Genomic DNA, 11,189 nt, shown 5'->3' on the forward strand with positions numbered 1-11,189 from the left:
TCTCAGCCTTCCGCCCAGCCGGATACGACATCAAAGCCTTCTCCAGCCAGTAATGTTGCTGTTTCATAAAGTGGCAGTCCCACGACATTGGAATAGGAACCGGTCAATTTTTGGACGAAACAGCCAGCAATGCCCTGAATGCCGTAGGCACCGGCTTTGCCCCGCCATTGACCCGAGGCAATGTAATTGTCGATTTCACTGCTGGAAAGGCGCTTGAAACGCACCTTTGTTTCAGCAATTTTCTGCCGGATCTTGCCGCCGGGCGTCACCAGGCAGATGCCGGTGTAAACCCAGTGGCTGCGTCCGGAAAGAAGATGCAGTGCAGCTGATGCTTCCTCGACATATTCCGCCTTGCCGACAATGCGACGGCCAACGGCGACAACAGTGTCCGAGCCAAGCACATAGGCATCGCTCCAGCTCAACTCACCCTTGACGGCAGCATAAGCGGCTTGTGCCTTCTGAAGAGACAGGCGGCGGCACAGGGTTCTGGGATGCTCAAGACGTACTGGTGTTTCATCAATGTCCATCGGCATCAAACGCGCAGGCTTGATTCCGATCTGGTTAAGAAGATCCAGCCGGCGCGGAGAGCCGGAAGCCAGTATCAGCTTTTGAGTGAGTGCCGTCATGAATGCCCCAGCCGCTTCTCGAGTGTCGTGCGCTTGCGGCGCTCAACCCTGTTTTATCGGCGCAACGCTGTTTCCGAAAATCGCTTCATATGTCCGGATCGATGCGCCAGCCTTGTCGTCTTATTTGAAGCGGTATGTAATACGGCCCTTGGTCAGGTCGTATGGTGTCATTTCAACCAGAACCTTGTCGCCAGCCAGAACGCGAATGCGGTTCTTGCGCATGCGACCAGCGGTGTGGGCAATGATCTCATGTTCGTTTTCGAGCTTCACGCGAAAGGTCGCATTAGGCAGGAGTTCGGTGACGACACCCGGAAATTCGAGGACTTCTTCTTTTGTCATGTGGAGGTTTTCTTTCTGTTCTATCTATACCGGACAGATAAGTCCGGGAAAATTGGGCGGAAACTACACAATCGCCACCCATTTGTGAACCTTGCAGTTCACGAAATCTTCAATTGTTTCAAACCGTCTCTGAGAACGGTTTTCCACGGGTGGGTAATCGCTCTGTAATCATGCGTGTCAGGTAATCCCGCACGTCACGATATGCATCGAGAATCTGCTCGCGTGTGCCGGTTACGACGGTCGGATCCATGGTCGGCCAGTAGACCACATCGAGCGAATTGGAGCGGGTCAATTCCAGTGCGGAGTGATGGGCTTCCGGTGTTAATGTAATGATAAGATCGAAAAAATCATCCTCGATTTCTTCAAATGTTCTCGGTTTGTGTTTGCCAAGCGTCAGACCAACCTCATCCAGCACCGCATCGACGAAGGGATCGCGCTCGCCTGAGCGTACACCGGCCGATTGAATATAGATGCCCGGCACAATCAGCTGTTTGGCAATGACCTCGGCCATGGGGGAGCGGATGGAATTCATACCGCACATAAATAGAATGGCGCGCGGTGCTTTGGGCTCTGTGTGGCTGACTGAAGGATCGCTCATCGCCCGACCTAGCCCCGCCAGTAGAGAACGCAGACAAGGGTGAACAGGCGACGTGCCGTATCGAAATCAACTTTGATCTTGCCGGACAGGCGGTCCATCAGAGTTTGGGAGCCGTCATTGTGGATACCGCGCCGCCCCATGTCGATCGCTTCGATCTGGCTTGGGGTCGCAGACCGAATGGCTTCATAATAGCTTTCGCAGATCATGAAGTAGTCTTTGATGATCCGGCGAAACGGCGTCAGCGAAAGAATATGTGTTGCCACATCCTTGTCGTCTTCGCTTTTGATGGAAAAGACCAGTTTGGCCTCCACCAGCGAAATATACAGCCGGTAAGGGCCGCCAGCATGGCCAAGCGGCTCAAAGCTGTTTTCCTCGATCAGGTCAAATATGGCAACGGCGCGTTCATGCTCGACATCTGGCGTAGAGCGGCCAATGCTCTCATCCAGAATAACGTCACAAAGCCTGAAAGCGCCTGTGGCCATTCATCACCCTTCAGGATTGAGGCGTATGGCAACTGACTTGGCATGCGCATCCAGTCCCTCGGAATGGGCGAGGGTGATGGCAGCAGGTGCCAGCTGTCGCAATTGTTCAGCGCCAAGCCGCAGAATAGAGGTGCGCTTGACGAAGTCGAGGACCGATAGGCCGGACGAAAAACGTGCCGAGCGCGCTGTCGGAAGAACGTGGTTCGAGCCACCGACATAATCGCCGATCACTTCAGGCGTATGGCGACCAACAAAGATCGCTCCGGCGTTTCTGACCTTACTGATCAGGGCGTCCGGATCTTCCACGGCAAGTTCCAGATGTTCGGCGGCAATACGGTTTGCCAGCGGAACGGAGGTTGCCAGATCCGGAACGATGATGATGGCGCCAAAATCGGCCCAGCTTGCCGTTGCCGTTTCTGCACGCGACAACAATTTCAACTGGCGCTCGACAGCCGCCTCCACCGCATGACCGAGTTCCGCGTCGTCGGTAATAAGAATGGATTGCGCACCACGGTCATGTTCGGCTTGCGCCAGCAGGTCGGCGGCCAGCCAGTCCGGGTTGTTGTCCTTGTCAGCAATAACAAGAACCTCGGAGGGCCCCGCAATCATGTCGATGCCAACCGTGCCGAATACCTGGCGCTTGGCAGCGGCAACATAGGCGTTGCCTGGGCCAACGATCTTGGCAACTGGGGCAATGCTTTCCGTGCCGTAGGCAAGGGCCGCCACGGCCTGGGCACCGCCAATGCGGTAGATTTCTTCAACGCCAGCAATATGCGCTGCAGCGAGAACTGCAGGATTGATGCTACCGCCATTGGCAGGCACAACCATGACGATGCGCTCTACGCCGGCAACCTTGGCCGGAACGGCGTTCATCAGCACCGAGCTTGGATAACTTGCCGTACCGCCCGGCACATAAAGGCCAACCGCTTCGATGGCTGTCCAGCGGGACCCAAGACCAACGCCGATATCGTCTTCGTAGATATCATCTTTTGGCATCTGGCGGGCATGGTGCTTTTCAATGCGTTTTGCAGCCAGCTTCAAGGCATCGACAACGGCCGGATCGACCAGATCGATTGCGGCGGCAATTTCCTGTTTGGTGACGCGCATCGGCACCTTGGAGAAGTCGAGCCCATCGAACCGCAGCGAATATTCCGCCAGCGCTGCATCACCCCGTTTCCTGACATCATCAATGATGGCATGGACGGTTGCGTTCACATCTTCGGAAACTTCTCGTTTGGTTGTCAGGAAATCCGCAAAAGTCTTTTCAAACGTCTCGGATGTCTGCTCCAGCCAGATTGCCACGTCGTATAACCCTCTCATGCCCCGCCACATCGATTGGCGGGGTATTGCATATCGCAGTAAGTGTATAGCGATTTCAGGGCTGTGGCATAGATCGAAACGGATGTTTTGTGCAACATCCGGAGTGTTATTCGCCCAGATGTTACTCGTCTACGTGCTGGGGCTTTGATGCCGTTTCCCAGGAACCGCTGGCATCAGCCAGTTGCGCTTCGATGCACTCCACATCAAGCGCGATTGCACCGCCACCGGACAGCGTCAACTCGATCGTGCCATCCGGACCATCTCCCTTTGCGGTGAAACGAATGGCCAGCAGCGAATGAACCTGATCCTTGTTGCTGCGATCGATGTCGTGAGATCGCACGGCTTGAACGCGTTTTAAAACGAGAACAGCGCGGCAGCGCTCAAAAGGCCTGTTTTTAACGGTCGCCGTTTCCCAGACAAAGCGGTTGACCGAAAGCGCAAACTGGCCCCGCTTAGCGTCATAGGATGCATCCACCAACTTGAAGACACTGTCTTGCATATGGGTGGAGATAACCGCGAGATCCTCGCCGTCGAGTGCCAGAAGTTTAAGATCAGCCATTGTTCTATTCCTTGTGGCATAGCGGCGCCGTGCTGCGCCGCACCTGTTTGAGCGCACATCCTGCCGAGCCCAGTGCTGCCGCACTGGTGGCTCGGTGTAAACAGAAAATGCTTTATCAAGGAGATAGGAAATCAGGCGGCGTTGCGCAACGGGGGAATGAAGCTGCGCAACACATGCTTTGCCGGAAATACGGCCCGTTATTAGTCGCTGATGCGCTCGACAAGCGCGCCGCAACGGGTCAGCTTTTCTTCAAGCCGCTCGAAACCACGGTCAAGGTGGTAGACGCGGGAAACGATTGTCTCACCTTCGGCTGCGAGACCGGCAATGACCAGCGAAACAGAGGCACGAAGGTCTGTTGCCATGACCGGTGCGCCACGCAGGCGCTCGGTGCCCTCAATGCGGGCCGTCTGGCCGGAGAGGGTGATCTTTGCGCCAAGCCGCGCCAGTTCCTGCACATGCATGAACCGATTTTCGAAAATGGTTTCCGTCACATGGGCCACGCCCTGCGAGCGGGTCATCAGCGCCATGAACTGTGCCTGCAGGTCGGTCGGGAAACCTGGGAAGGGTTCGGTGACGATATCAACCGGCTGAATGCCATTGCCGTTGCGCACCACACGCAGACCGCTTTCCGTCTCGGTAATTGTGGCGCCAGAGCGGCGAATGGTCTCAAGGGCTGTGTCCAGCAGGGCAGCAGTGGTGCCTTCCAGCACAACGTCACCACCGGTCATGGCCACAGCCATGGCATAAGTGCCGGTTTCAATGCGGTCTGGCAGCACGCGGTGGCGCGCACCGGAAAGCGACGTCACGCCTTCGATGGTGATGGTAGATGTGCCAGCACCTTCAATCTTTGCACCCATGGCGGTCAGGCACTTGGCGAGATCAACAACTTCCGGCTCCTTGGCCGCGTTGTGAATAACTGTCGTACCCTTGGCGAGTGTGGCCGCCATCAGCATGACATGCGTGGCACCGACCGAAACTTTCGGGAAAGTGTAGCTGTTGCCAACAAGACCACCCTTGGGGGCAGTGGCAGTGATGTAGCCACCATCGATTTCCATCGTTGCACCGAGCGCTTCCAGGCCGTCAATGAACAGATCGACCGGGCGTGTGCCGATGGCACAGCCACCGGGAAGCGAAACACGGGCTCTGCCTTCACGGGCAAGCAACGGGCCAATAACCCAGAAGCTGGCGCGCATCTTGGAAACCAGTTCGTAAGGTGCTGTCGTGTCGACAACGGTGCGGCAGGTGAAGTGAACGGTACGCGAGTAGGATTCACCCTGGCTTTCGCGGCGGCCATTGACGGAAATATCAACGCCATGGTTGCCGAGAATGCGGATCAACTGCTCCACGTCGGCCAGATGCGGCACGTTCTCAAGTGTCAGGGTATCACTGGTAAGCAGCGAGGCGATCATTAACGGCAGGGCAGCATTCTTGGCACCCGAAATCGGGATAATGCCGTTAAGTTTGTTGCCGCCGGTTACTTTGATGCGATCCATACGTCCCTACGGGCTTTGCGCCCGCCTTTCTCGTGCCTTTGTGAAGGATTGGTGTCCTTAGACGAAATCCTGCAGCGTTGCAATTTTGGCAGTCAGATTTCTTGTCAGCACGATTCGTCCGTTTTTGCGGCAGGCAAACCGATTGTTTCATCTTCTGCACCGGAACGTCTTGCCCGGGCCTGATGTTTGCGCCGTTGCAGGTTCTCACGCAGCTTTTGTGCCGCCCGCGCCCTGCGCTGCTCCTCACGTTCTTTCACCTGATCTTTGCGGTCGCCCTTTTTCGCAATTTTTTGCTCAAGGGTATCTGCTGTGTCATCAGCGGCGGAGGAAATGGGCTCGAGCCCTTGTTTTGTGGTGTCTTCAGTCATGTTTCGACATTATCGGAAAAATCCTCAAATCCATAGAGCCGGCTATTTTTTGCACCACTATGTGAATAACTATCAAATTGCTGCTTGCGCTCGGGAAAAACCTATGGCAATAGGCGCCACGCTTGAAGTGTCGAGACCAAGTCAGACACCAGATGCTGCTATAGCTCAGGGGTAGAGCACTCCCTTGGTAAGGGAGAGGCCGAGAGTTCAAATCTCTCTAGCAGCACCATTTACCTCCTTAAAACAATTTATGATTTTCCGTTTAACCGGAATTCGGTTTATTGTGTTAAATCACGCGTTTTTGCGTTCGCTGAGAGAGGCGCAGTCGCCCCTCACGTCAAAGCTAATCTTTTCAGTATGTGGAAAAGTTTTATTGGCCCGGCAGAATACGCACCGAATAAATATTGATCGGCAAGCCGTTGCCATCGATATCGCTGTTGATCAGCAACTGGCCGGGAGAGTTCGGCACCAGTGACCGTTCAAACGTCGCGCGGAACAGCAGGTCAGCCTTTTCAGGTGTTGCCGTGAAACGGTGGCGCGAGCAATCACCCAGGCTTGAGAAATCACAGCTGATGGCCACTTGCGTCTGGCGATCCGTCGAGGATTGCAGCGTCACCGCAATCGTTGAGGACTTGCCAGCCATTTCCTGCAGTACATTGACAGGCACTTCAATGCTGACGTTGCCCTGTTCCGACGGCGTTCTGGACGTGATGCGGCTGGCAACGCCCGCGGCCGTGGCAATCTGCTCGATGCTGGCGTTGGAACCGGCCTTCATGCCCTGCCCACGCTTGTCGGCGTGGTAGATTTCGACCCAGTCGTCAGAAAAACCACGTGCCGGATCAAAAGCAGGCGTAGGGGCGTTGCCCTGAAAATCTTCCGATTCGACCTGCGCTGGCGGGTTTGGCACGCTGGTGTCGCGCTCCGCTTCGCTGAGCAGCAGACCGGAGGAATACACCCACCATGCCCCCATGCCGATAAAGGCAAGGGTAACAGAGGTCAGCAGAAGACGTGCAAAAAAGCCGCGTCGTTTTCTAGGGCGTACTGCACGTTCTGGCTTGAACGCCAGCGAGCCGCCCTCAGACGGCGCTGTGCGCTGTTGCGCTGGTTCAGCTGCGTAAACATCGCGGGATGGTGCTTCAGGCTGTGGATAATTCCTGTCGTGATCATCAAGACTAGGTGCCTCGTCATACTCATCCACTGGAGCGGAGCGCATATCTGGCTCAACGGATTCCGTGAAGGTTGGCGCGGTTTTCTGCGCCGAGACGGCTGGCGCGACGACAGGGGCAGCCGGTGATGGAGGCCTGACCATATGGGACTCGATCTTGTCGAGCAGCCTGTCGCGTTCCTGGGTTTCTATCTCGCGGATCAGTGTTTCCAAACGGTGGCGTTGCTGAGCAATGACCTCCGCGTCATTTATGCCTTGCTTACGCATGCCCGCTTCAAGGGCCTGACGTGATGACTGGTAAATGCGCGCGCGAACCTCAGGATTTGCCCGGTCCGATTTCTCAAGCGCATTGCGAATTGCCGTTTCCAGTCCGCTCACAAAGGGTCCTTTTTTGACGTCACAGTTGATTCTTTTGCAATCGCTACCGTCAGATTTTGGCAATCACAAGCTTCAAGCTAATCAAATGCATCATTGATCCCGGGAAAACAAGCACTCTGGCCTTTGGATGGTCGCGCAAAACACCTAAGCTATCAATGATTTTGACTTGTGTGGCACGTTCACTCTTATATTATTGACGTGTGCGTAAACGTAAGTCGGAGGAAACGGATGCTGCCAGAAGTGCTGAAAAACAATGTGAGGCTACCTGTTGTGGCATCGCCGCTGTTCATTATTTCGCACCCACAGTTGACGCTGGCGCAATGCAAGGCCGGTGTGATTGGCGCGTTTCCCGCTTTGAATGCCCGCCCGGAAAGCCAACTGGATGAGTGGCTGGCCCAGCTGACAGAAGAGCTTGCGGCACATAATGCGGCGCATCCGGAACGCCCGGCCGCGCCATTTGCCGTGAACCAGATAGTCCATACCTCCAACAAGCGCCTTGAGCATGATCTTATGCTCTGCGTGAAATATAAGGTGCCGGTTGTGATTTCATCGCTGGGCGCGGTTCCAGAGGTCAATGCCGCCATTCATTCTTATGGTGGCATTGTCCTGCATGACATTATCAACAATCGCCACGCGCAGTCTGCCATTCGCAAAGGGGCGGACGGCTTGATTGCGGTAGCAACTGGCGCCGGTGGTCACGCGGGAACGCTGTCACCCTTCGCCTTGGTTCAGGAAATACGCAGCTGGTTTGATGGCCCACTACTGTTGGCCGGTGCGATTGCCACAGGCGGCGGAATTCTGGCAGCGCAGGCCATGGGCGCTGATATGGCCTATATCGGCACGCCATTCATCGCCACAGAAGAGGCTCGCGCCACGGACGCTTACAAGCAGGCACTGGTCGAGGCGCGTGCCGGTGATATTGTCTACTCGAACTATTTTACCGGCATTCACGGTAACTATCTGAAATCGTCGATCACGGCAGCCGGGCTTGATCCAGACAATCTGCCCTCCGCCGATCCCTCCAAGATGGATTTCGGCGCTGCCGTCACCGGCGCCAAGGCTTGGAAAGACATTTGGGGTGCTGGGCAAGGCGTTGGTTCCATTGATGGTGTGGGCAGTGTTGCCGCCCTTGTTGACCGGCTGGAGGCTGAATACCACGAGGCACGTCAGCGTCTGGCGCTATGAATCTTGCCGCTTCTGACGGGGTTTATGGTGCTCGAAAAATGCACTCGGAATGTGCCGCCAACATTGACGGAGGCATGCTGCCGACTGGCAAATTTGACGTTGCGCAAATGGGGCTTTGCGTCGCTCAAATTGGCGGTGGCATGACAATGGAAAATTGACCTGCGGTTATTTCAGCACTTGAAATTCACTGTCATTATCTGTATCAGCCCCCGCATGATGTTTATCCGTTCACGGATAACGAAAGTGCCGCTTTAGCTCAGTTGGTAGAGCACGTCATTCGTAATGACGGGGTCACGTGTTCGAGTCACGTAAGCGGCACCATTTCTCCCTGATATCAAAAACTGAATGTCTGCAGTCGCGAGTTTTGCTGCGCTTTTCATTTGCGTTCAAGGCGCATGGTAGAGCTGAATATGGGAAGAGCTCAGAGCAAACGATCGGATAATCGACAGCCTGTTGTGTCACATCTACCTGAAAGTATTTGAGAAAAGAAGTGGTGCCCGAACGCGGATTTGAACCACGGACACGCGGATTTTCAATCCGCTGCTCTACCAACTGAGCTATTCGGGCACTTTACCTCGTATGAGGCTCGACCTTTTCAGGTCACCGAGAGTTTTGCTCTCCCGAAAGTGAGCGGGGTTATAACATCTTGTTCGGCCATGTCCAGCGCCTGAAAGCATTTTTTTTGAGGAATTTCACGGTTAAAAAAAATGACGGCTGATTAGCCGCCAAAGTTTTCGCTAGTCCCGTGATAAATATGGGCTTTCCGTTCTCAATCTTCCACAGCTGGCTTGCGGCGGGTGTTCATATTCCGGCGCACATACCATGTTGCAACCGCAACCATCAGCGCAAGGACATACCAGGTGATGGCGTAGGAGAGGTGGCTGTTGGGGAATTTCAACTGTGTCAGGCCGCCGATCGGCACGCCGCCATCATTCGGGGTGGCATCGGCATCAATGTAAAATGGCGCAGTGTCGCTCAGCCCATTCGCGGCTGCGATCTCTTCAATATTGCGCGAATACCAGCGGGCATTGGCGGGATCATTCGTGCGCAAGAAAAGTCCGCCATGTTCCGGTGCACGCATCAGGCCAACCACCGTTGTAGAACCGGTTATCTGGCCCTGCTGGCGCGTTTCGGCCAAGCGTTTGTCCGTTGGCACAAAACCGCGGTTGATGATGACTGTGGAGCCATCCTCAAGCCGCAGTGGCGTCAAGATCCAGTAGCCTGGGCCATAATCGGTAACCGTATAAACGGCCGCTTCCTTTTCATTCTGGAACTCACCAGAAAGCTGAACGCGGCGATATTCATAATCTTCGGGTTTCAAGGCCGCCCACTCAGCGCGTGTGGGTGGTGCAACAGGCTCGGCATGCACACGCGCATTGATGCGCTCAATCAGATCCAGCTTCCAGCCAAGCCGCTGTACCTGCCATGTGCCGAGCGCCAACAGTGAGGTGATCAGGCAGGCGGACAGCGTATAGAGAACGGCAACAGCCAGACGTGAAGGGCCGGTACGGTGCGCAACTGGCGTGGAATGGGGTGTCGGGGTGGTCATGGGGGATCTTTCCTGCCTGTTCCGGCCCTGCACTCAATGTCTGTGCCGGAAAGAAAAACGCCGTGCATTCGGGTGAATGCACGGCGCTGACATTGCCCTGAAAGATCAGGGCAAGTTTCGCATTTGCTCGATTGTCATGGTCGGCATCATGTTCTTGTTCATGTTGTACATGACCCAGAGCGAGCCGATCAGCGTGATCATCACCACAACAACGGTGAAAATCAGCGCCATGAAGGTCCAGCCGCCTTCAGACTTCGTGTTCATATGCAGGAAGTAGATCATATGAACGAAAATCTGGATGACGCCGAGGCCCATGATCAGCAGAACGGTGAAGGTCTTGTTGTCAAGAACGTCGCCCATAACCAGCCAGAACGGAACAGCTGTCAGAAGAACCGACAGGATGAAGCCGATCATATAGGACTTGAAGCTGCCGTGATCTGCGCCATCGTGATGATCGTGTTCATGATCATCGTGGTGTGCGTGTGTTTCGGAACCCATCACAGAACTCCCATCAGATATACGAAGGAAAATACGCCGATCCAGACCACGTCAAGGAAGTGCCAGAACATGGACAGGCACATCAGACGACGCTTGTTGGCTTGGATAAGGCCGTGCTTGCCAACCTGGAACATCAGTGTGACCAGCCAGATGATACCGAAGGTCACGTGCAGACCGTGTGTACCAACCAGCGCGAAGAACGCCGAGAGGAACGCGGAGCGCTGCGGTGTCGCACCTTCGTGGATCAGGTGGTAGAACTCATAAAGTTCAACGCATAGGAAGGCGAGGCCGAACACGCCGGTAATGCCAAGCCATATCAACGTCGTCTTGATATTCTTCTTTTCCGATTCCAGCATGGCAAAGCCATAGGTGATCGAGGAAAGAAGCAGGAACGCCGTGTTGATGGCAACCAGCTTGAGGTCGAAAAGGTCTGCACCGGAAGGACCGGCCGCATAACTGCGGCCGAGCACGGCATAGGTTGCAAACAGGGTTGCGAAGATGAGGCAGTCGCTCATCAGGTAGAGCCAGAAACCCAGCGATGTGCCGTTTTCCGGGTGATGGTCTTCCTTCAGGTAAAAGACCGGCGCTTCGCCTGTATCGGCGGTTGGTGCGTGTGTCTGGGCCATTCT

Annotated in this window: 13 protein-coding genes and 3 tRNA genes; 3 read left to right on the plus strand and 13 right to left on the minus strand. The window is 55.2% G+C overall.

The genetic code is table 11. The annotated features are described in order from the left end of the window. Positions 1–2: 2 nt before the first annotated feature. The 8 genes from PYL13_RS03185 to PYL13_RS03220 form a co-directional block, all read right to left on the minus strand. Positions 3–626, minus strand: coding sequence for a Maf-like protein (locus PYL13_RS03185; protein ID WP_250983443.1), 624 nt, complete (start codon positions 624–626; stop codon positions 3–5). Positions 627–746: 120 nt separating this feature from the next. Next, a complete protein-coding gene (gene infA, locus PYL13_RS03190; protein WP_027673809.1) occupies positions 747–965 on the minus strand; it encodes a translation initiation factor IF-1 in 219 nt (72 codons plus the stop codon). Positions 966–1,083: 118 nt separating this feature from the next. After that, a complete protein-coding gene (locus PYL13_RS03195) occupies positions 1,084–1,563 on the minus strand; it encodes an arsenate-mycothiol transferase ArsC (protein WP_275640474.1) in 480 nt (159 codons plus the stop codon). A gap of 8 nt (positions 1,564–1,571) precedes the next feature. After that, entirely contained in the window at positions 1,572–2,045 is a 474-nt protein-coding gene (locus PYL13_RS03200; protein WP_259147728.1) for a UPF0262 family protein, read from the minus strand. A 3-nt stretch (positions 2,046–2,048) separates the two neighbouring features. Further along, positions 2,049–3,347, minus strand: a complete 1,299-nt coding sequence (gene hisD / locus PYL13_RS03205) for a histidinol dehydrogenase (RefSeq protein WP_259148028.1) — start codon at positions 3,345–3,347, stop codon at positions 2,049–2,051. Positions 3,348–3,486: 139 nt separating this feature from the next. Then, positions 3,487–3,924: a DUF2948 family protein gene (locus PYL13_RS03210; protein ID WP_275640475.1), complete on the minus strand. Its 438-nt coding sequence runs from the start codon at positions 3,922–3,924 to the stop codon at positions 3,487–3,489. A 200-nt stretch (positions 3,925–4,124) separates the two neighbouring features. Then, the gene (murA, locus tag PYL13_RS03215) at positions 4,125–5,417 is read right to left on the minus strand and encodes a UDP-N-acetylglucosamine 1-carboxyvinyltransferase (RefSeq protein WP_192486840.1); all 1,293 of its coding nucleotides are present in this window, start codon (positions 5,415–5,417) and stop codon (positions 4,125–4,127) included. A gap of 104 nt (positions 5,418–5,521) precedes the next feature. Then, on the minus strand, positions 5,522–5,785 hold the full coding sequence (locus tag PYL13_RS03220; protein WP_250983446.1) for a hypothetical protein: 264 nt from the start codon (positions 5,783–5,785) through the stop codon (positions 5,522–5,524). 154 nt (positions 5,786–5,939) lie between these two features. Here PYL13_RS03220 and PYL13_RS03225 point away from each other — a divergent pair. Further along, positions 5,940–6,014, plus strand: a tRNA-Thr gene (locus PYL13_RS03225). A 141-nt stretch (positions 6,015–6,155) separates the two neighbouring features. Here PYL13_RS03225 and PYL13_RS03230 read toward each other — a convergent pair. Beyond that, positions 6,156–7,328 carry a hypothetical protein gene (locus tag PYL13_RS03230; RefSeq protein WP_275640476.1) on the minus strand — a complete coding sequence of 391 codons (1,173 nt, stop codon included), beginning with the start codon at positions 7,326–7,328 and terminating at the stop codon, positions 6,156–6,158. A gap of 228 nt (positions 7,329–7,556) precedes the next feature. Here PYL13_RS03230 and PYL13_RS03235 point away from each other — a divergent pair, with 228 nt between their 5' ends. Both PYL13_RS03235 and PYL13_RS03240 read left to right on the plus strand, forming a co-directional pair. Beyond that, entirely contained in the window at positions 7,557–8,513 is a 957-nt protein-coding gene (locus PYL13_RS03235; protein ID WP_275640477.1) for an NAD(P)H-dependent flavin oxidoreductase, read from the plus strand. 245 nt (positions 8,514–8,758) lie between these two features. Continuing rightward, positions 8,759–8,834 (plus strand) — tRNA-Thr (locus PYL13_RS03240). A 170-nt stretch (positions 8,835–9,004) separates the two neighbouring features. On the opposite strand, the gene PYL13_RS03245 is transcribed toward PYL13_RS03240, so the two are convergent. The 4 genes from PYL13_RS03245 to cyoC form a co-directional block, all read right to left on the minus strand. Continuing rightward, positions 9,005–9,080 (minus strand) — tRNA-Phe (locus tag PYL13_RS03245). Between the two features lie 202 nt (positions 9,081–9,282). Further along, on the minus strand, positions 9,283–10,062 hold the full coding sequence (locus tag PYL13_RS03250) for an SURF1 family protein (protein WP_275640478.1): 780 nt from the start codon (positions 10,060–10,062) through the stop codon (positions 9,283–9,285). Between the two features lie 105 nt (positions 10,063–10,167). Beyond that, positions 10,168–10,560 carry a cytochrome o ubiquinol oxidase subunit IV gene (cyoD, locus tag PYL13_RS03255; protein ID WP_250983452.1) on the minus strand — a complete coding sequence of 131 codons (393 nt, stop codon included), beginning with the start codon at positions 10,558–10,560 and terminating at the stop codon, positions 10,168–10,170. After that, positions 10,560–11,186 carry a cytochrome o ubiquinol oxidase subunit III gene (gene cyoC / locus PYL13_RS03260; RefSeq protein WP_250983453.1) on the minus strand — a complete coding sequence of 209 codons (627 nt, stop codon included), beginning with the start codon at positions 11,184–11,186 and terminating at the stop codon, positions 10,560–10,562. Before cyoC ends, cyoD begins: the two co-directional genes overlap by 1 nt. Positions 11,187–11,189 lie beyond the last annotated feature (3 nt).

It is taken from the genome of Agrobacterium sp. Azo12 (assembly GCF_029193765.2).
Lineage (GTDB): Bacteria > Pseudomonadota > Alphaproteobacteria > Rhizobiales > Rhizobiaceae > Agrobacterium.

Coding starts and splice junctions, on each gene's coding strand:
- PYL13_RS03235 (WP_275640477.1), top strand. CDS start 7,557: ATGCTGCCAGAAGTGCTGAAAAACAATGTGAGGCTACCTGTTGTGGCA.
- PYL13_RS03200 (WP_259147728.1), bottom strand. CDS start 2,045: ATGGCCACAGGCGCTTTCAGGCTTTGTGACGTTATTCTGGATGAGAGC.
- PYL13_RS03250 (WP_275640478.1), bottom strand. CDS start 10,062: ATGACCACCCCGACACCCCATTCCACGCCAGTTGCGCACCGTACCGGC.
- PYL13_RS03220 (WP_250983446.1), bottom strand. CDS start 5,785: ATGACTGAAGACACCACAAAACAAGGGCTCGAGCCCATTTCCTCCGCC.
- infA (WP_027673809.1), bottom strand. CDS start 965: ATGACAAAAGAAGAAGTCCTCGAATTTCCGGGTGTCGTCACCGAACTC.
- murA (WP_192486840.1), bottom strand. CDS start 5,417: ATGGATCGCATCAAAGTAACCGGCGGCAACAAACTTAACGGCATTATC.
- PYL13_RS03210 (WP_275640475.1), bottom strand. CDS start 3,924: ATGGCTGATCTTAAACTTCTGGCACTCGACGGCGAGGATCTCGCGGTT.
- cyoD (WP_250983452.1), bottom strand. CDS start 10,560: ATGGGTTCCGAAACACACGCACACCACGATGATCATGAACACGATCAT.
- cyoC (WP_250983453.1), bottom strand. CDS start 11,186: ATGGCCCAGACACACGCACCAACCGCCGATACAGGCGAAGCGCCGGTC.
- PYL13_RS03195 (WP_275640474.1), bottom strand. CDS start 1,563: ATGAGCGATCCTTCAGTCAGCCACACAGAGCCCAAAGCACCGCGCGCC.
- PYL13_RS03185 (WP_250983443.1), bottom strand. CDS start 626: ATGACGGCACTCACTCAAAAGCTGATACTGGCTTCCGGCTCTCCGCGC.